The sequence below is a fragment of the Microbacterium sp. Be9 genome (genome assembly GCF_011754135.1).
In the GTDB taxonomy this organism is placed as follows: domain Bacteria; phylum Actinomycetota; class Actinomycetes; order Actinomycetales; family Microbacteriaceae; genus Microbacterium; species Microbacterium maritypicum_A.
Genome location: NZ_WNWT01000006.1, coordinates 213,342 through 231,928, shown reverse-complemented (window position 1 = coordinate 231,928; position 18,587 = coordinate 213,342). Strand labels below are relative to the sequence as shown.

Annotated in this window: 19 protein-coding genes; 4 read left to right on the top strand and 15 right to left on the bottom strand. The window is 68.0% G+C overall.

All coding sequences use genetic code 11. The features are described from left to right. Nucleotides 1-19: 19 nt before the first annotated feature. The gene (locus tag GLO27_RS11990) at nt 20-610 is read left to right on the top strand and encodes a DUF2165 domain-containing protein (RefSeq protein ID WP_167255065.1); all 591 of its coding nucleotides are present in this window, start codon (nt 20-22) and stop codon (nt 608-610) included. A gap of 21 nt (nt 611-631) precedes the next feature. Here GLO27_RS11990 and GLO27_RS11985 read toward each other — a convergent pair whose 3' ends face one another. Together GLO27_RS11985 and dnaB are read right to left on the bottom strand one after the other, a co-directional pair. Next, nucleotides 632-1,075 (bottom strand): VanZ family protein, encoded by a 444-nt coding sequence (locus tag GLO27_RS11985; protein WP_021199430.1) that lies wholly within the window; start codon nt 1,073-1,075, stop codon nt 632-634. 492 nt (nt 1,076-1,567) lie between these two features. Further along, the gene (dnaB, locus tag GLO27_RS11980; protein ID WP_046398921.1) at nt 1,568-2,911 is read right to left on the bottom strand and encodes a replicative DNA helicase; all 1,344 of its coding nucleotides are present in this window, start codon (nt 2,909-2,911) and stop codon (nt 1,568-1,570) included. Nucleotides 2,912-3,472: 561 nt separating this feature from the next. Between dnaB and GLO27_RS11975 the strand changes: the two genes are divergently transcribed. Both GLO27_RS11975 and GLO27_RS11970 read left to right on the top strand, forming a co-directional pair. After that, nucleotides 3,473-4,459: a hypothetical protein gene (locus GLO27_RS11975; RefSeq protein ID WP_167255063.1), complete on the top strand. Its 987-nt coding sequence runs from the start codon at nt 3,473-3,475 to the stop codon at nt 4,457-4,459. Nucleotides 4,460-4,560: 101 nt separating this feature from the next. Continuing rightward, the gene (locus tag GLO27_RS11970) at nt 4,561-6,111 is read left to right on the top strand and encodes a hypothetical protein (RefSeq protein WP_167255061.1); all 1,551 of its coding nucleotides are present in this window, start codon (nt 4,561-4,563) and stop codon (nt 6,109-6,111) included. Between the two features lie 199 nt (nt 6,112-6,310). Here GLO27_RS11970 and GLO27_RS11965 read toward each other — a convergent pair whose 3' ends face one another. From GLO27_RS11965 to GLO27_RS11945, 5 genes are read right to left on the bottom strand one after another with little or no spacing between them, the layout of a single operon-like run. Beyond that, on the bottom strand, nt 6,311-6,658 hold the full coding sequence (locus tag GLO27_RS11965; protein ID WP_021199426.1) for a hypothetical protein: 348 nt from the start codon (nt 6,656-6,658) through the stop codon (nt 6,311-6,313). Then, entirely contained in the window at nt 6,655-7,497 is an 843-nt protein-coding gene (locus GLO27_RS11960) for a hypothetical protein (RefSeq protein WP_051671241.1), read from the bottom strand. The genes GLO27_RS11965 and GLO27_RS11960 overlap by 4 nt, the downstream gene beginning before the upstream one ends. A 21-nt stretch (nt 7,498-7,518) precedes the next feature. Beyond that, the gene (locus tag GLO27_RS11955) at nt 7,519-8,382 is read right to left on the bottom strand and encodes an amidohydrolase family protein (protein ID WP_021201493.1); all 864 of its coding nucleotides are present in this window, start codon (nt 8,380-8,382) and stop codon (nt 7,519-7,521) included. Continuing rightward, nucleotides 8,382-9,572, bottom strand: coding sequence for a CaiB/BaiF CoA-transferase family protein (locus tag GLO27_RS11950; protein WP_167255059.1), 1,191 nt, complete (start codon nt 9,570-9,572; stop codon nt 8,382-8,384). Before GLO27_RS11950 ends, GLO27_RS11955 begins: the two co-directional genes overlap by 1 nt. 30 nt (nt 9,573-9,602) lie before the next feature. Next, nucleotides 9,603-10,607 (bottom strand): alcohol dehydrogenase catalytic domain-containing protein, encoded by a 1,005-nt coding sequence (locus GLO27_RS11945; RefSeq protein WP_208323779.1) that lies wholly within the window; start codon nt 10,605-10,607, stop codon nt 9,603-9,605. Between the two features lie 193 nt (nt 10,608-10,800). Here GLO27_RS11945 and GLO27_RS11940 point away from each other — a divergent pair, with 193 nt between their 5' ends. Continuing rightward, on the top strand, nt 10,801-11,877 hold the full coding sequence (locus GLO27_RS11940; protein ID WP_021201490.1) for an ABC transporter substrate-binding protein: 1,077 nt from the start codon (nt 10,801-10,803) through the stop codon (nt 11,875-11,877). A 162-nt stretch (nt 11,878-12,039) separates the two neighbouring features. Here the strand turns inward: GLO27_RS11940 and GLO27_RS11935 are convergent, their stop codons facing one another. From GLO27_RS11935 to GLO27_RS11900, 8 genes are all read right to left on the bottom strand, one after another. Beyond that, entirely contained in the window at nt 12,040-12,288 is a 249-nt protein-coding gene (locus GLO27_RS11935; RefSeq protein WP_021201489.1) for a Txe/YoeB family addiction module toxin, read from the bottom strand. Between the two features lie 8 nt (nt 12,289-12,296). After that, nucleotides 12,297-12,548 carry a type II toxin-antitoxin system prevent-host-death family antitoxin gene (locus GLO27_RS11930; protein WP_021201488.1) on the bottom strand — a complete coding sequence of 84 codons (252 nt, stop codon included), beginning with the start codon at nt 12,546-12,548 and terminating at the stop codon, nt 12,297-12,299. Between the two features lie 135 nt (nt 12,549-12,683). After that, complete coding sequence (locus tag GLO27_RS11925; RefSeq protein ID WP_167255055.1) at nt 12,684-13,517, bottom strand: ABC transporter permease subunit; 834 nt, start codon at nt 13,515-13,517, stop codon at nt 12,684-12,686. Continuing rightward, the gene (locus tag GLO27_RS11920) at nt 13,514-14,347 is read right to left on the bottom strand and encodes an ABC transporter permease (RefSeq protein WP_021201486.1); all 834 of its coding nucleotides are present in this window, start codon (nt 14,345-14,347) and stop codon (nt 13,514-13,516) included. The genes GLO27_RS11925 and GLO27_RS11920 overlap by 4 nt, the downstream gene beginning before the upstream one ends. After that, entirely contained in the window at nt 14,344-15,171 is an 828-nt protein-coding gene (locus GLO27_RS11915; protein WP_021201485.1) for an ABC transporter ATP-binding protein, read from the bottom strand. Before GLO27_RS11915 ends, GLO27_RS11920 begins: the two co-directional genes overlap by 4 nt. Before the next feature lie 40 nt (nt 15,172-15,211). Beyond that, entirely contained in the window at nt 15,212-16,186 is a 975-nt protein-coding gene (locus GLO27_RS11910) for an LLM class flavin-dependent oxidoreductase (protein WP_021201484.1), read from the bottom strand. Then, a complete protein-coding gene (locus tag GLO27_RS11905; RefSeq protein WP_029268024.1) occupies nt 16,183-17,595 on the bottom strand; it encodes a dihydroorotase family protein in 1,413 nt (470 codons plus the stop codon). The genes GLO27_RS11910 and GLO27_RS11905 overlap by 4 nt, the downstream gene beginning before the upstream one ends. Continuing rightward, entirely contained in the window at nt 17,592-18,572 is a 981-nt protein-coding gene (locus tag GLO27_RS11900) for a CocE/NonD family hydrolase (RefSeq protein ID WP_167255053.1), read from the bottom strand. The genes GLO27_RS11905 and GLO27_RS11900 overlap by 4 nt, the downstream gene beginning before the upstream one ends. Nucleotides 18,573-18,587 lie beyond the last annotated feature (15 nt).

The window sequence follows — 18,587 nt, the reverse complement described above, 5'->3', positions numbered from 1 at the left end:
CGACCGATACTGTCTGGTCATGACTACGACCGACGCACCGCTGCGCTCACCTCGTTGGCACCTTCTCGGCTCGCTGCCCTTCGCCGCAGCCGCGCTCGTCCTCGTGAACGGGCTCTACATCTTCCTCGTCGCCCTCGGCAACATCACCGACTACGGCACGAACTTCGACTTCGTGCAGCATGTGCTGGCGATGGACACCACGAACTTCGGTCAGGATGCCGGAAAAGGTCTCGACCCTGACGTGATGTGGCGGGCGATCGACAATCCCGTGCTGTGGAACATCGCGTACATCGGCGTGATCATCTGGGAGTCGCTGAGCGCGATCGTCCTGATCGTCGCGGTCGTGTTCTTCGTGCGCGGATTCCTCGGCCACGGCTTCCACGCCGCCCGCGTGTGGTCGTCGATCGGACTCGTGATGATCATCCTGCTCTTCGTGGGCGGATTCATCTCCATCGGCGGCGAGTGGTTCCAGATGTGGCGCTCCACGTCGTGGAACGGGCTCGACCCCGCCTTCCGCAACTCCGTGATCGCCGGCATCGGTCTGGTGCTGCTGCACCTCCCGTCACCCCGATGGGATGACGCTCCGCCTCGGCGCAACGCCGCCCGATAGGCGCGTGGGCCCACGGCGTCCTCACGAACGCCGTCGCCCCAGGGCCCAGAGCCCTCGCACGATTCCCACCGCGACGGCGCCGATGATCCCGCCGATCGTGTTCCACACGATGTCCTGCACGTCAGGGACACGCCCAGGGATCGCGGCCTGGACACTCTCGATCGCGAACGACGCACAGAAGACGAGCACGGGCGCGAGCATCCAGAGCCGCCGGCTGAGCGCAAGCGCCACCGCGGCTCCGAGAGGGACGAAGAGCAGTGCGTTGAGGGTGCTCTCCACCTCGATGAAGGTCATCGGCTCGACCAGAGGCGCCGCGAAGACATGGGCGAGGTCCATGAAGAGCGCACGAGCAGGGCTCGCGAACCGGCGCGGCGTCAGCGTGACGGCGACGACCGCCAGAGCCGCGAGGCCCGCGACGAGGAACCGCGGGCCGGACGACGGGCGAGAGTGAGCGGAGTGAGCCATACGCCCACCTCACCGCATCCGATGTTGCGTGAGCGTATGCGTTTCGGTCGGTAGCATTCGGGGGTGGAGAGCGAACCGCGATGGAATCTGACCGTCGGGCTCTGGCTCATCTACACGCCGGTCCCCTCCGGATTCGGCGACGGCGTGGTGGGTCGGGGCTGATACCTGACCGGGGCGCTGCACCGTGACTTCCGGGAAGGGCGGGCCGAAGGGTACGACTGGAAGATCGAACCCGACGGCTCCTGGAGCATCGCAGAGCGCCTCGTCGTCTTCGCGATGAGCGAGAACGGCGACTACCTCGCCTGGGACACCGGTGCCCGAGACGACGACGGCGAACTGCCGATCTTCCACACGTCTCGCTTCAACTCACTGACGCGCATCGGTGACGACCTCTATGAAGCGATCGAATGGCTTCGTCGAGGCGACCGCGAACCGGATCCCATCGACTTCACTCTCCTCGCTCCCACCCGCTGTGAGCGACGGAGCCGACGCTCAGTTGAAGTCGCCGCCGGGGGCCATGTCCATGAAGCGCGAGTAGTGCCCCTGGAACGCGACGGTGATCGTGGCGGTCGGACCGTTACGGTGCTTGGCCACGATCAGGTCGGCCTCGCCCGGACGCACGTCTTTGTCGTACACCGAGTCGCGGTGCAGCAGGATGACCATGTCGGCGTCCTGCTCGATCGAGCCCGACTCTCGCAGGTCGCTGATCGCGGGCTTCTTGTCGGTGCGCTGCTCGGGACCACGGTTCAGTTGCGAGAGGGCGATGACCGGAACCTGCAGCTCCTTGGCGATGAGCTTGAGGCTTCGGGAGAACTCCGAGACCTCCTGCTGACGCGACTCGACGCGCTTGCCCGAGGTCATCAGCTGCAGGTAGTCGATGATGACCATGCGCAGTCCTTCGCGCTGCTTCAGTCGACGACACTTCGCCCGGATCTCGACGAGGGTCATGTTCGGGCTGTCGTCGATGTAGAGCGGCGCGTCGTTGATGCGCCCTCGGGTGGCGGCGACGGTGGTCCAGTCGCGCGGGTCGAGGTTTCCCTTTCGCATGTTCTGCAGCGGGATCGCGCCCTCGGCGCTGAGCAGACGCATGGCGATCTCGCTCTTGCCCATCTCGAGGGAGAAGAAGACGGAGGGGAGGTTGTGGCCGATGGATGCGGCGCGCGCGAAGTCGAGCGCGAGCGTGGACTTACCCATGGCGGGTCGAGCGGCGACGACGATCATCTGCCCGCCGTGGAGGCCGTTCGTCAGTTCGTCGAGCTCTTTGAAGCCGGTCGGCACTCCGGTCATCGATCCGTCGCGGCCGCTGGCGGCCTCGATCTCCTCGAGCGCGGCGTCGACGGCGATCTGCAGCGGGACGTAGTCTTCGGCGGTCTCGGATCCGGTGATCGAGTAGATCTCGGCCTGCGCGTTGTTGACGATGTCGGTCGCATCGCCCTCACCGGCGTACCCGAGCTGCACGATGCGCGTGCCCGCATCGACGAGCCGGCGCAGGATCGCGCGCTCGGAGACGATGCCCGCGTAGTAGCCGGCGTTGGCCGCCGTGGGGACGATCGACGTCAGCGTGTGCAGGTAGTCGGCACCGCCGGCGCGGCCGAGCTCGCCTGTCTTGATGAGCTCGTCGGTGACGGCGACGACATCGGTGGGCTCACCGTGCGAGTACAGCGAGAGGATGGCCTCGAAGATGAGCTCGTGCTTCGGGATGTAGAAGTCGGCACCCTTGAGCGTCTCGATCACATCGGCGACCGCATCCTTCGACAGGAGCATTCCGCCCAGCGCACTCTGCTCGGCGAGAAGGTCGTGGGGAGGCGTGCGCTCCGGCGCGCGCTTCGCGCCCATGCGCTCCTCTGAGATGTCAGCGATCGACACAGTCTTCCCTTCGATGCGACGTTTCCGATGCGATGTTCTGATGAGACGCTTCGACGGCGGGGCCCGTGCGGCCTTCGGCCCTCACACCGCTCTGAACAGCAAAACAGCTGCCTCCGACATTCGGTCGCTCGCCCACGCTACGAGCGACTGTTTCCACATGCAAGACGGCCTGTGGATAACTCTGTGGAGAGCGTGCGAACAAACTCGGAGTGTCTGTGCACAACGGGTGTGGATAACCCCGTGGAGGACCGGGATACGAAACTTTTTAATTCCACTTGAACTGGCTTTTATCGTTTCCCCAGCCTGTGGATGGAAATCAGTTTAAATCGGGCATTGAAGGTTGCCCTCCGCGGGGATGGGATGTGTAGAACTTGGGGAAAGTCAAGCCGAGATTTCTCCGGGCGCGTCACACCCGGACATCCCCGGAAACGCGCGGAGAACCCTCTAGACACGACGTCCGTGCGCGAGTATCGTCAGCCCCAATCGACGCAACGGCGTCGACGTACGTTGCCTTCGGAGGGGGAGGTCGACGTGGACGTTCGGGCCACCCGACGCGGCATACCTGCCGCCGTCTTCTGGGGTGGCATCGGCGTGCTCGCCTGGGCGACGCTCACGGTTCTCCTCGCGGGCGGATCCGCGCACGCGGACGAACAGGACGGCCCGCTCGACGGACTCACCTCGCTCGTCAGCGACACGGTGTCGGCCGTCACGGCCCCCGTGACCCCGGTCGTCACGCAGGTGGTCGCCCCCGTGGTGACACAGGTGGTCGCGCCCGTGCAGCAGGCCGTCCCCGCCGTGGTCGCCACCGTGACCGAGCCGATCGTGAACGCACCCGTCGTCGGTCCGGCCGTCGCACCCGTTGTGAACACCGTGACCGAGACCGCGACCGCGGTCGTCACCCCTGTCACCGATGCCCTGACCGACGCACCGGTCTCTCAGATCACCGATCCGATTCTCGACGCGGTCTCCCGCGTCCCCGTGGTCGGCGGACTCGTCTCCGACCTCGGTCTGATCTCCGCGGTGGGAGATGTGGTCGGCATTGTCGACGACACCACCGCTCTTCTCGGGAACGTCACGGACCAGACGGTTCCGCCTGTGCTCGAAGCGCTCAACCCGACGACGCCGCCCGAACCCGGCGAAGGCCCCACGGACGTCGCCGAAGCCCCGGTCACTCCGACGGCCGCCCCCGCGACGGAGAGCTCCGCAGCGACCCCGGCGGTCTCGCCGACAGCTGTGCCGTCGACCGTGTCCCCGTCGTCTGGCGCGCTCACCACCGCGATCGGCGCCACCACCGACGACGCCACTTCTGTGCCCACTGCTCCCCCGTCGGGGAGCCCGCCAGGCACCACAGTCCCCGCGTCCTCCTCCGCCGGTTCCGGCGGCGGGAGCGGCGCATCCCCCGCGCGCCTCAGCGACGCGAACTCTTCTCCGCTCCGTGCTGGCGAGCGGACATCCGGCGCCTCCGACGACGAGCTTCCCTCGTCGACGGTCGCCGACACCGACGTCTCTCCTGACTGACGGATCGTCACGTCGTTCCCCCGGGAACGACAGATGCCGTGCTGCGCGCGCATGTGATCGCGCGCACCCATCAGACGATCCATCCAGTCAGGAGAACGATCATGCGTACTTTCATCAAGCGGGCCCTCTGGGGCACGCTCATCGCCGGGGGCATCACGCTCCTCGGCGCGACGGCCGCGAACGCGGCTGAGACGACCGGAGACGACGGACTGCTCTCCGGCACACAGGTGGAGACAGCGATCACCGCACCGATCTCGGTCGTGAACAACGCGATCTCGGTGCTGAGCGACGCCGTGTCCACCGCGCCTGCCCCGGCTCCGGCGCCCGCGCCGGTCCCGGCACCCGCACCCGCACCCGCGCCTGCCCCGGCACCCGCACCCGCACCCGCACCCGCACCCGCACAGACGAGCGGTGACTCGGGCACGGCATCCGGCACTCAGGCCGCGGTGACCGTGAACCTTCCCGTCACCGTGTCGAACAACGCGGTGAGCGTGCTGGACACGTCGACGACCAGCGCCCCGGCTGCCACTTCCCCGAGCCCGGCTCCCCAGAGCCCGGCTCCCCAGGCCGAAGCGCCTCTCGTGACCACGAACGGTCTGGACGGTGTGCTCTCGGGCACGCAGGCGCTGCTCGCCGTCAACGCACCGGTCACCGTCACGGGCAACGCCGTGTCGCTGGTCGGCGACACCGAGAGCACCACTCCGAACGGGCAGGGGGCCGCAGCACCGGCCTCCTCCGCTCCCGTGGGTGCGACCACATCCGGTGACGACGGCATCGGCAGCGGCACACAGGTCATCGCGCCCATCACGGCACCGGTGACGGTGTCGGGGAACGCGATCTCGTTGCTCGGTGACACGAGCTCCACGGGAACCGGCACCGCCGGCTCGACCGCTCCCCCCGCTCCCGCCACGTCGGCGGGAACGTCGGGCGAAGACGCGATCCTCGGCGGCACGCAGGCGACGGCGCCCGTCACGGCACCGGTCACGGTGTCGGGGAACGCGATCTCCGTCCTCGACGACGCCACCGTCACCCGCACCGGCACCGGCACCGGTGGAAACACCACCGCACCGGCAGCCCCCGCCACCGGAGGCAACACCACCACCGGAACCGACAGCGTCCTCGGCGGCACCCAGATCACGGCACCCGTCACCGCCCCCATCGGCGTGACCGGCAACGCGATCTCCGTCCTCGACGACGCCACCGTCACCCGCACCGGCACCGGCAGCAGCACCGGAGGAACCGCCCCCACCACCGGAGGCAACACCACCACCGGAACCGACGGCATCCTCGGCGGCACCCAACTGGCGCTGCCGATCAGCCTTCCGATCACGCTGGGCGGAAACGCCATCTCCGTGATCGGCGAGGCGACGGTGACCGACCCCGGCACGGGAACCGACCCCGGCACCGATCCCGGTACCGACCCCGGAACGGATCCCGGTACCGACCCCGGAACCAACCCGGGAACGACGCCCGGAACGACTCCGGTCTCGACGGCCGGAGCCGCCTTCGCCTCGGGCGCGGCGACGACCGGTCAGGCGTCAGGGCTCGCGATGACCGGCGCTCCGTCGCCGGTCGGACTGCTCGCACTCGCCGCCGTCCTGCTCCTCCTCGGAAGCGCCGGACTCCTGCGACGTCGTCTCGTGACGGCGTAGTGAGGACGCCGGTGGTGCGGCCGTCCTCGGGGGAGGAGACCCGCACCGCCGGTGCGCCGCTGCGTCCACCCCACACGTCGACGGATTCGTAGCCCCCAGCTCACACCGTCGTTCGACGCCGGCGCAGAATGGGCGGATGCCCCGTGGAAACCCCACCCACGGGGCATCCGTCGCGCCTGCGCACAGGCGTTCCAGGAGGTCAGGGGATGTCGTCGACCTCGCCGTACGGGATGATCGCGGCCCGGTATCGCTCGACGAGTTCGCGCCATCCGAAGCCCTCGGTGTACTCGTGCTCGTAGACGGCTTCGGTGAAGTGCCACAGCAGATACGGATGCGCGCCGAGACCGTAGAGCGCGCCGTAGTCGCGGTTGACGAAGGCGGTGCGCTCCTCGGGCGTCAGCACCCGGTCGTCGGCGACCGCGTCGGGCCCCGCTCCCCCGGCGAGCCACCCGTCGACGAACCCCTCGGTGTCGGCGACGTAGGCGTTCACGTTCGCGGTGCTCATCTCGACGGCGCGGATGAACTTGTTCATCATGTACCGGCTCACGATGCGGCCCTCCAGAGGAAGAACGGACTGGAGGCGAAGCGCGAGGTCGTGGCCTCCGCGAGTTCGGCCGGGCGCCCCTGCATGGCGGCGAGCGCGGCGACGATGTTCACGTACTGGTACGTGACGTTGCCGGCGGCCATGATGCGGTCGAACCGGCATCCGGCGATCGCCCCGTCGAGGTCGCCGTCACGCATCCACCCGACCGCCTCGGCGTCGAACTCCGGATCTGGCGAGCCGTTGAAGGTGCGCGGGCCACCCACGTCGGTTGCCATGTGCCCCGAGGTGAGCAGGCCCACTCTGGCGTCGCTGTCCCAGGACTCGACCGCGGTGCGCAGGTGGTGTCCGAGAGCGGCGAAGCGGGCGGCGGTCGGCAGCGGAGGCAGGATCGAGTTCGCGTGGATCGGCACGATCGGCAGGTCGAGCTCCGGACGCACGTACTGCAGCGGCAGCACGAAGCTGTGGTCGAGCCGCCACTCGTGCGAGACCGAGAAGTCGATGGTCTCGGGCAGCACCTCGCGGCCGGTGATCTGGGTCGCCAGCTCCGGGTTGCCGGTCAGTTCGGCGTACTCCATCCCGAAGGTGCGCACCTCGTTCTCGTAGGTGCCGTGGTACGAGGCGGCTTTGCCGACGATGAAGGCAGGTGAGTTATCGGAGAAGAACTGCCGCACGTGGTCGGTGCCGAGCACGATGAGAGTGTCGACCCCGGCATCCGAGATCGCCTCACGGATGCGACGGAAGTTCGCCTCGACCGTCACGAGATCGTCGGGCATCGGCTCGCGCATCGCCCGCCACAGCAGCGGGTTGTGCGGGGTCGCTGCGGCCATCACCAGTTCAGCCACGTTCGGCTCCTTCCTTCGCGCTCACAGTCGGAACAGCGTGCGTGCGTTGTCGAGCAGGATCTTCCGGCGCGACTCCTCCTTGAGCCCGAGCTCATCGAACTCGGCCATCCAGCGGTCGGCGGTCATCACGGGCCAGTCCGACCCGAAGAGCACCCGGTCGGAGATCAGCGAGTCGGCGTAGCGGACCACCTCGGGCGGCAGGTACTTCGGCGCCCACCCCGACAGGTCGAGGTACACGTTCGACTTGTGCCACACCATCGCCAGGTTCTCGAGGTGCCACGGCCATGCCGGGTGCGCGCTGATGATGTTCAGCTCGGGGAACTCTGCGGCCACGTCGTCGATGTACGGCACAGGGCGGGCGTTCTCGAGCCGATATCCGCCGCCACCGGGAGTACCCGCACCGGCGCCGGGGAACCCGGAGTGGAACATCACCACGAGCCCGAGTTCAGCGCAGGTCTCCCAGATCGGGAAGAAGCGACGGTCGTTGGCGAGGAACTTCTGCCGCGACGGGTTGAGTTCGCCGACGCCCTTGATGCCGTACTCGGCGTGCATCCGACGGATCTCGGCGACCGCGGCCTCGCCCTTCCACGGGTCGATGCCGGCGAAGGCGAGGAACACATCGGGGTGATCCTGCTGCGCCTTGCCGAGGAGGTCGTTCGGTGCACCCTTGATTCCGCTCGTGGTCTCCGAGTCGGAGTTCACGATCACGGCCATCATCTTGCGGTCGCGGTACTGATCGGCCTGCTCGGCGAACGACACCACCGGCCGCTCGCGCCCGAAGTGCGCCGACATCTGGGAGTGCCGCTGGCCCATCGCCGCGATGAACTCCTCGGTCTGCGGGTGGGTGTGGACGTCGATCGCGACGAGGTCGTCGATACCGGACATCAGGCTGCCCCTTCCTTCGCTCGTGCGGGTTCGGATTCAGATTCGGTCCGCAGTCCCGTGATCTCCTCGGTGTCGGCGCCGAGCGCCGGCGCGTATCGCAGCTCGGGTCGACCGGACCGCTGGAACCGGATGCTGGGCACCGGGACGCGCAGCGCGCCATCAGGCCCCTCGATCTCCTCGACCAGACCCATGCTCGCGATCTGCGGATCGTCGAACAGGTCGCCCATCGTGTTCAGCGGACCGTGCGGGATGTCGTGCGCGGCGAGCCGGTCGAGCCAGTACTGCCGGGGTCGGGTGGCGGCGATCTCCTTGACCACCACGTCGAGCTCGTCATAGTTGCGCACGCGCGCTTCCCGGGTCGAGAAGCGCGGGTCGTCGGCGAGATCGGGCCGCTCGAGCACGTCGAGCAGTCCGGTCCAGAACTTCTCCGGCACCGACATATGGATCACGAAGGCCTTGTCGTCCGACCCCCGGCAGGCGTAGGCCTGCGCGCGGCGCGGACGCGAGTCGGGCGATGAGACCTGTCCGGTCTCGAGGAACGCCGAAGCGGACTCGGTGAGGAAGTCGAGCAGGGCACCCACCATCGTGACCTCGACATGCTCGCCCACCCCGCTGACGTCACGGGCATGCAGGGCCGCGAGCACGGCCTGTACGGCCGACATCCCCGACAGCAGATCGGAGAACGCAGGCCCCAGCGGACGGATCGTGGAGGCCGGGACCACCTGGCTGTACATTCCCCCGGTCGCCGAGATCACGGTGTCGTAGGCAGGGCGCTTCGCGGCCGGCCCGGTGGGGCCGAAACCGGTGATCGAGCACGTGATCACCCGCGGGTTGCGTTCGTGCAGCGCATCGGGGCCGAACCCGAGCCGCTCGGCGACACCGGGGCGGAAGTTGTCCAGCACGATGTCGGCATCGTCGACGAGGCCGAACAGCGCAGCGAGCCCCTCGGCGCTCTTGAGGTCGAGCACGACCCCGCGCTTGCCCCGGTTGTAGGCGGCGAACTGGGGACTCATGGTCGCCCGCCCCTCCCATCGGCGCATCGGGTCCCCCTCGGGCGACTCGACCTTGACGACGTCGGCGCCGAGGTCGGCGAGCAGCTTGGCCGCGAACGGACCCGAGATGTACTGGCCCAGCTCGACCACGCGGATCCCGGCCAGCGCACCCGCGCCGGGTGATGCGGAATTCGTCACTTCTGGTCTCCTCTTCGATACCGAGGGCGGTCAGCGCACATCGACGACGACCTTCCCGTCGCCCTTGCGGGGGAAATCGCGATACGCCGTGGCGATGTCGTCCAGCGCGTAGCGGCGGCCGACGAGCGAGGGCAGGGCCCCGGCGGCGGCGAGCGCGAGAGCCTCGGCCACATCGTCGTAGCGTGCGCTGGCCACACCCGACAGCCGCTTGCGACACAGGTAGAAGTCGCGGGCGTCGATGCGCAGGTCGCTGTCGACGGATGCCGCGCAGAACACGGCCCGACCTCCCCACCGCAACGCCGAGATCCCGACGCTCAGGGTCGGAGCGTGGCCGGAGACATCGAGCACGACGTCGAACCCCTCTCCCCCGTCGAGGGCCGCCGCCAGCGCGGGAGCTCCCGAAGCCTGGATGAGCTGCTCGTCTCCGAGCGGTGCGAGAGTACGGCGCGACGCGGCGACGACCTGGGCCCCGCGAGCGAGTGCGATGGCCACCGCCGCACGGCCGAGGGTGCCGCCCGCGCCGGTGACGAGCACCCTGTCGCCCGCGGCGAGCGCGACCGTGCGCACGGCGTTGATCACGATGGAGGCGCTGTGCACGACGGCGGTCGCCTGTGCCGCGTCGAGGCCGTGGCGGTCGATCGCGTTGCGGGAGGGGACGACGACGTACTCGGCCGCTCCCCCGTCGCGGTGCACGCCGACGACGGTCTGGTTCGGGCAATCGGCTTCGTCTCCGGCCTGGCAATGGGCGCACTGCCCGCAGGCGATGTTGGGTTTGACCACCACGGTCTGGCCGATCCGCTTCTGGTCGACACCCGCTCCGACGGCGATGATCTCGCCGGCCGGGTCGATCCCGAGGATGCGAGGCAGCTGCGCCCGTGCTCCTGGGCCGACACCGGCGATGACGTTGAGGTCGAGCTGATTCACCCCGACCGTCTCGACGCGCACGAGCACTTCGCCGTCGCCGGGTGCCGGGACATCCGCGACCGCGACGGTCAGCCCGTCCAGGTCATGACGGCTCAGCACGGCGGCACGCATCTTCACCTCTTCATCGCGGGAATCTGTTTGGGATACTGTATCCAATTTTCATCACGGTCGTCTAGACCCTGTTCGAGCACGATATCCCGCAAACCATGGACACCCGATTCCAAATTGGATACCGTATCCCAAAATCCGCGTGAGGCGCCCCACTCCACGGAGGAGTCGCACGCACTTGCCCGAATGGAGAGTCATGCGCACGACACGAAACAGACTCGGCATCGCCGCGGTCGGGGGCGCAGCAGCACTGACGCTGCTCGCCGCCTGCGCCTCGCCGACGCCGACACCGGAAGGACCCGTCGACCTCGGCGACGGCGAACCCGGAGCGGCGGAGGACACCAGCATCACGGTGGCCATCCCCTTCCCCGACATCACGATGTACTCGATGTTCGTCCTGGCGTCCGACCTCGGCTACTACGAAGACGAGGGCCTCACCGTCGAGGTCATCACCGCCGACAACGTCACGGCCGCCGTCGCCAGCGGCAGTGCCGACATCGGCGTCGAGTCGACCGGCACCGTGATCGACGCCATCCGCGGCGGTGTCGAGATCGATCTGGTCTCCGGCCACTACTGCCGGCAGAACTTCGACTTCGCGGTGCAGTCCGACGTGAAGAGCGTCGACGACCTCGACGGCACGTCGATCGTGCTGGCCGGCACTCCCGGCGACCCGGCCGAGTTCCAGCGCGCCCAGGTGTTGAAGGAGGAGGGCTGGGACGTCGCATCCGTCGACACTGAGGTCGTCTACCCGGGCCCCGGATCGGAGTCGTGGACGGAGTTCTTCGTCAACGACAAGATCAGCCTGCAGCCGTTCTACGCCGACGACAGGGCAGCACTCGAAGCTCACGGCGCGAACATCGTGGTCGAGTCGCTGCGCAACTGGGCGAACGACGTGCAGATCGCCGGCACGAAGTGGGCGCAGGAGAATCCGAATACCCTCGTCCGGTTCCTGCGGGCCACGCTCAAGGGCACCGACTTCATGACGGCGCCCGCGCCCGGCGAGTTCCCCGAGAACGCGGAGGAGGCGCTGGACATCTACGAGGCCAACGACTTCGACGTCGCGGAACTGCGTGATTCGGACAGCGTCTGGATCCTCGACGGACACCTCGCCTGCCCGAACCTGTACTTCGACGGCGAGGCGTGGGACACCACCATCGAGACGCAGAAGCTCGAGCCGCTGGAGTTCGACGACGAGCAGCTCGTCTACCTCCGCAAGGCGCAGGAGCTGCTGGGCCTCGACAACGAGGGACCGGCCACGCTGACCTACCCGTGAGTCGCTGACCCGCACGAAAGGCCCCACCGTTGCGCATGGCGGTGGGGCCTCTTTGTATGGCGGCTGGCGTGTTCGCTTAGGCCCCGCAACTCCCGCGGGATACAGAGCGATGCGACTTCACACCCAGCCGGCAGTCGACTAGACGGCCCTTCGGCCCGCGTCCTAGTAGTGGTCGCGAGCCTGGAGAATGACGATCTGCTCGTCGCTCACGTAGTAGACGAGGCGATTGGCCTGGTCGATGCGGCGGGACCACGCCCCGGAGAGCACGTGCTTCAGCGGCTCCGGTTTCCCGATGCCCTCGAAGGGATCACGGAGAACGTCGGCGATGAGCTGGTTGATCCGCCTCAGCGTCTTGCGATCCTGGCCCTGCCAGTACGTGTAGTCCTCCCACCCATGGGGGTCGAAGGCCAATCTCCGAGTCACTCGTCGATCAGGTCGTGCTGCTCGGCCTCACCGCGGCGCGCACGCTCGATCGCCGAGAGAAGTCGCTCTGCACCCACAGGGTTTCGCAGCAGGTACGCCGTCTCCGTGAGGGCGTCGTAGTCGTCCTTCGACATGATGACGGCGTTCCCACGTCGGGAGACGACCTCGACGGGCGCATGGTCATCGTTCACCTGCTGGATAAGGCCGAACAGGCTCTTGCGGGCCTCGGTAGCCGAGATCGCGGACATCCTCCACCTCCCTAGTGGTACAACAAAGCGTACCACTCGATCGCGAGTGAATGCCCGCCGAACGGACCCGACCCCCGTCGCGCATGAGACGGGGGTCGGGAGTCGAGGGGCGTCGGGAGTCTGCGTCGGTGCCGGTCAGCCGACGATCTTGCGCTCGTCGTACCAGGGCGCCAGCCGGCGCCGGAGGATCGAGATGAGCAGCAGCGTGAGGTTGGCGATGATGACCATCACCACGACCATCGCGATGGCCTCGTCCATCCGGAACTGGTACGCCGCGAACTCGAGCAGGTGACCGAGGCCGCCGGTGCCGCCGAGGAACTCGCCGAGCACCTCGCCCGTGAAGCCGAGGGCCGCACCGCGCTGGATGCCGGAGAGGCTGTAGGGCAGCGTGGCAGGGAAGATCACCTTCCAGCCGAGGCCGATCCCCTTCGCGCCGTACACCCTGGCCGCGTTGACGAGCGAAGGGTTCACGGTGACCGCGCCCTCCATCGTGTTCAGCAGAATCGGGAACACCGCCAGCAGGATCACGAGGGCGATCTTCGACTCGCTGCCGAGGCCCAGGCCGAGGATGAACAGCGGGGCGAGCGCGACCTTGGGCGTGGAGTACAGCACCCACAGGAACGGCGCGACCATGAAGCGCAGCACCGGCGACCAGCCGACCGCAAGCCCCACGACGACCCCGACGACGATCGCGATCGCGAGGCCGATCAGCAGGTTGGTGACACTGAACGCGAAAGCGCTCCAGAACTCGGGGTCGACCATGAGCTGGCCGAACGCCGCGGCCACCGCGGTCGGTGCGGGCAGGAAGGCCGCCGGTATCCAGTGAAACCAGCTGACCGCCGCCTCCCACAGGAGCAGCACTGCGGCGATCACCCCGATCAGGAGCAGGGTCCACTTTCCCTCGCCGGAGCGCACCACACGCCGCGGCCGCACGATGCGGACGGTTCCGGTTGCCGAGACGACGCTCATCGCGTGCCCTTCCTCGTCCACGGCGCGACCCCGCGTTCGATGGCCGTGACCACCTGGGTCATGCCCACGCTCCACAGCACGACGACGGCGATCGCGGCGAACGCCTGGTCGGTCTGATACGTGTTCGAGGCGCGGATGATGAGCGCGCCCATGCCGCTCGACGAGCCCGCGAGCTCGGCCACGACCATGCCGATCGTGGCGAGGACGACCGCTTGCCGCAGCCCCGCGAACAGGAACGGGATCGTCGACGGCAGGTACACCGAGCGATACAGCCGCATCCGCCCCGCCCCGTACACGCGGGCGGCGCGGATGATCGACGGGTTCGTGGTGCGCATGCCCGCGGCGACGTTGAGCAGGATCGGGAAGATCGCGCTGATCGTCACGAGGAAGATCACCGGACCGATGCCGAATCCGAACCACGCCTTCGCGAGCGGCTGATAGGCGATCGACGGCGTGGCGTAGATCGTCCACGCGATCGGACCGATCACGCGGTCGACGGGAAGCGATGTTCCCATCAGGAGCCCGACCGGGATGCCGACGACCACCGCGAGCGCGAAACCGGTCAGCCACGCCTGCACCGAGATGCCGGCGTTGGCGGCGAGCGATCCGTTCGCCACGATCTCGCCGAACCCCTGCGCGATGGCCAGAGGCGGCGGCAGGAAGACCGGACTGATCCAGCCGAACACCCCGACGACCAGCTGCCAGAGCACGAGGAGCATGACGACCTCGACCGCGATGACCGCCGCCTTGCCCCGGGCGCTCAGCCCCGCGAGCCAGGCGGCGAGGCCACCCCTGCCGAGGTTCGGCCCGGTGGCGAGCAGCGCGGTCATTTCGACACCGCCGCTGCCGTGGCCTCACCCTCCAGCGCCTCCCAGAGGTGGTCGCGGAGTTCGAGGAAGCGCGGATCGTGCTGCACCGACCGTTCCGAGCGCGGGCGCGGGATGCCGGTCGTGATGATCTCCTTGATCGCACCGGGGTGGCTCTTGAAGACGACGATGCGGTCACCGAGGAGGATGGCCTCCTCGATCGAGTGCGTGATGAAGAGGACGGTCTTGCCCGTCGCCTCGATGAGCTTCTCGATCTCGTCGCGCATCACCTCGCGGGTGAGGGCGTCGACGGCACCGAGCGGCTCGTCCATCAACAGGATGCGCGGTTCCGCGACGAACGCGCGGGCGAGCCCGACGCGCTGCTGCATGCCGCCGGAGAGCTCACGGGGGTACGACGACTCGAATCCCGCGAGCCCCACCATCTCGATGGCCTCCTGCACCTTCGCCCGCCAGTCGGCGGTGCGCAGGCCCTTCTGCATCTCGAGTCCGAACTTCACGTTGTCGAACACGGTGCGCCAGGGCAGCAGGGCGTAGTCCTGGAAGACAACGGCCCGGTCGGGACCAGGGCCGTCGACCTGCTTCCCATCGACGAGGACGGCCCCGGTGCTCGGCGCGACGAGGCCGGCGATGACGTTCATGAACGTCGTCTTTCCGCACCCCGACGGGCCGAGCACCGTGATGAACTCACCTTCGAACACGTCGAGGTCGACGTCTTCGATGGCTATCAGCTTCTTTCCCGTCCGCGCGACGTCATAGCTCACCGAGAGCCCGGTGACCGAGATCAGCGGATCCGCCGAGTCCCGTGCGGTGTCATTCACGTCAGTCATCGTCGACCTCTCGTCTCATCGCCGCGCGTCGGTGCGCGACTTATCGCAGCTTCGGAAGCACCTCGGTGCCGAGGAGTTCGATCTGCTCGAAGAACCGATCGAACTTGAAGCGGAAGTCGAACACCAGGTGCTCGGTGCCGACCTCCTCGAACCGCTTGATCTGCTCGACCGCCTCGTCGGGGCTGCCGACGATGAGCTGTCCTTCGAGGTCTTCGACGGTCTCGAAGCTGCCGGACGGCGGCTTCACCGCGAACTTGGCCTTGTTCGCCCAGGCGAGAAGGCCCGGGATGTTCACGTGCTTGAGCGCCTCTTCGCGGGTGTCCTCGATCGACGTGGGCGGGATGACGGCGATGGTCGGCATCGGGCGGCCGTTCTCGTCCGTCATCTCACGCATGGTCTTGATGCGCTTCTCCATGGTGAGCAGGCCCGTGCGTCCCGGCATCCACCCGTCGGCGAACTCCGCCGCGAGACGGGCCGAACGCGGGGTCGCGCCGCAGTACCAGAACGGGATGCGTCCTCCCACGGGCTTGGGCTCGATCGTGACGTTCTCGAATGTGAAGATGCCGTCGTCGTAGGTGACATCGTTCTCGGTGAAGACGCGGCGCAGGATCTCGGCGTTCGAGCGCACCATCTCGACGCGGTCGAGGTCGCCCCAGCCGATCGCGTCGAACTCGTGATCGAACGTTCCGGCGCCGAAGCCGAGGATCAGGCGCGGGCCGAGCAGCTGGGTCATCGTGCCTGCCATGAGAGCGGTGACGAGCGGGTGCCGGAACGGGATGAGCGATCCGGTGCCGAGCTCGATCTTGTCGGTGACGGCACCGATGGCAGTGAGAGTCGTCAGCGCGTCGTAGAACGTGCGGTTCGGCTTCTCCATCTCGCCGTGCGGCTCGAAGACCAGGTGATCGCGCACCCAGACGGAGTCGAATCCGAAGCTCTCCGCGAGCTTCGATCCCTCCAGGAGCTTCTCCTTGCTCGCCTCCTCGCCGAAGTGCGGCAGCAGCAGTCCGAATTTCATGTCAGTTCCTCTCCAGCGGCGAATGCCGCCCTGTCTTCCGCCGATGCGGCGAGCTTTCCGAAAGTGCGGTCGCCGACGACCTCGTCGCCGACATAGACGTCGACACCGCGCACGAGCGTGCGCTGGATGCGCGCGCTGATGGTGCGCCCGTCGTAGGGGGTCCAGCCGATCTTCGAGAGCACGCCGTCATTCGTGATCGTCCACTCGTCGGCGAGGTCGGCGATGACGATGTCGGCATCCGCCCCGATCGTGAGCGATCCCTTCACACCCTCCAGGCCGAACTTGGCGGCGGGGATGTGGGCGACCATGTCGATCGCGCGCTGCAGGTCGAGCTCGCCCTTGTTGACCGCGTCGAGCATGAGCTCGTAGTAGTACTGGATGCCGGGGGTGCCGGTGTGCGAACTCCACATCTGCGTCCACCCGACCTCCTTCTCCTCGCGCGTGTGCGGGGCGTGGTCGCTGGCGGCGATGTCGATCGTGCCGTCGCGCATGCCCTCCCAGACGGCCGCGCGGTTGTCGTCGGGCACCCAGTAGCTGAGCGCGTACGGGCCGAGGGTCTCGACGTCGTTCCAGGTCGACAGGAACGGCGCCCAGTGGTTGACCTCGCAGGTCACGTCGATGCCGTTCTGCTTGGCGCGCCGAACGGCCTCGATCGAGCGTCGGGTCTGGATGTGCGCGATGTGCACGGGACAGCCGGAGGCCTCGGCGAGACGCAGCACGACGTCGATGGCCGTGTCCCAGATCACACCCTCGCGCGCGGCGTAGGCGGAGGCGTAGCCCTCGGGGGTGTTCTCGCCGCGGGCGAGGTAGGCGCCCTCGATGTAATCCATGAGCGCCTGGTCGTGCGGGTGCACGATGAAGCGCTTGCCGGTCTGGGCGATGTGATCCATGATCTCGAGCAGGTGGCCGTGGTTGTGGATGCCGGTGCCGGAGGGGTGCGGGTAGTCGCGGCCCGTGTCGACGACCATGTAGATCTTGTACGCCCGGATGCCCATCTCGCTCATGCCGGCGATCTCATCGAACTTCGTCGGCGCGGGGTTGTGGTTCCAGTCGACGATCGACGACTCCTCGTACCGGTGGAACACGTCGGTCAACGTGGCGACGTCGGTGGTCGGCGGCTTGAGGTTGGGCATCCCGAACATCGTGGTGACGCCACCGGCCGCGGCCTGCAGGCTCGTCGTGTAGATGTCGTCCTTGTGCTCGTAGCCAGGCTCGCGGGTGTGCACGTGCACGTCGACCATGCCGGGAAGCACGAGCTTGCCCGCGGCGTCGATCGTGCGCGCGGCCGCGACGTCGGTACCGGCCGCGACCATGCCGGCGACCTTGCCGTCGGCGACGAGCAGGTCGGCCAGGACCGGCCCTGCGGGGGTGACGACGGTGCCGCCGGTGATCTTCAGATCCACGCTCATCGCGCGACCTCCTCTTTGCTGTCGGACTGTGTCTGCACGGTTTCGGTGGTGATGGATTCGCCGATCGCGGGCGACGGCGAAGACCGGTGGATGAGGTGCGCCGGGCGCACGTACCGGTCGAACCAGCCCACGATCACCGGGGTGGTCTGCTCCCAGTACGCGTCGTAGGCGGCGTAGTGGGTGGTGTGCCGCTGCATGATGAGCTGCTTCGGTCCGCGTGCCGCCTCGTAAAGCGCCTCGGCGTGGTCGGTCGGGGTGGTGGCGTCGCCTTCGACGCCGATCACGAGCAGCGGTGTGGTCAGGCGGCCGGCCGCGTCGATCGGCCGGTACGCGATGATGCCCTCGGCGCACGCGAGCGGCACGGCTGTCGGGATGCGGTCGTCGACGTCGGCCTTGATCTTCGTCGCCCGACGCTCGGCCGTGGGGATCATGATCTCCTCACGGGGGTGCACGATCCGCCCCTCCCCCGTGGCGACGCGCTGGCGGCGGTCCTCTTCGAGGGACTTCTGGAAGTCGAGCCACTCGTACTCGCTGCGCATGCGGTGCAGCCAGTCCTCGCCGTCGGCGACCGGCACCTGGCTGACCGCGGCCTTGATGCGCGGGTCGGCGTCGGCGAGGAGCACGGCGTTGCCGCCCCCGGTGCCGCCGGTGCCGAAGACCCCGATCGCGTCGGCGATCACGTCGTCGCGGGTGGTGAGGTAGGTCACGGCGTTCACCAGGTCCTGCAGCTGCCAGGCCGGCGAGAGGTATCCGCGGTCGCCTTCGGAGTCGCCGAAGCCGCGGTAGTCGATCACGAGCACGGCGAAGCCGGCATCGACCAGCGCCTCGTGGTAGCGCACGTAGAGCTTGGCGTCCTTCAGTCCGAGCCAACCGGGCCCCTGCACGATCGCGCGGTACGGTCCCTGATGATCGGGGGTGCGCCACACGGCGGAGATGCGCTGACCCTCGCTGAAGTACGAGACGGGTGTGGTCTGCATGGGTTCCTCTCGGCT